A 455-nucleotide genomic window follows, 5' to 3' on the forward strand; every position below is an offset into this window, starting at 1 on the left:
CCGAGCTTCTCGCCGGCGGCAACGCGGATCATCTGCTCGACGAGGTCGATGCCGGTGACGAGCTCGGTGACGGGATGTTCGACCTGGAGACGTGTGTTCATCTCCAGGAAGTAGAAGCTCTTGTCCTGCCCCGCGACGAACTCGACGGTGCCGGCGGAGTCGTAATTCACGGCCTTGGCCAGCGCGACGGCCTGCTCGCCCATCTTGCGGCGCGTGGCCTCGTCGAGCAGCGGCGACGGCGCCTCCTCGATGACCTTCTGGTTGCGGCGCTGGATCGAGCATTCGCGCTCGCCGAGATAGACGACGTTGCCGTGCTTGTCGCCCAGCACCTGGATCTCGATGTGGCGGGGATCGACGATGAACTTTTCGACGAAGACGCGGTCATCGCCGAACGAGGCCTTGGCCTCGGCCTTGGCGAGGTTGAAACCTTCCGCAACCTCGGAGGTCGAATGCGC

1 protein-coding gene is annotated in these 455 nt (G+C 64.6%); it reads right to left on the reverse strand.

Annotated features, from left to right (window positions below; all coding sequences use genetic code 11):
- A partial coding sequence (locus RAD04_RS38485; RefSeq protein WP_461627942.1) for an ATP-binding protein occupies window positions 1-455 on the reverse strand: 455 nt, incomplete at both ends.

This window comes from Bradyrhizobium sp. 25ACV (assembly GCF_054863005.1).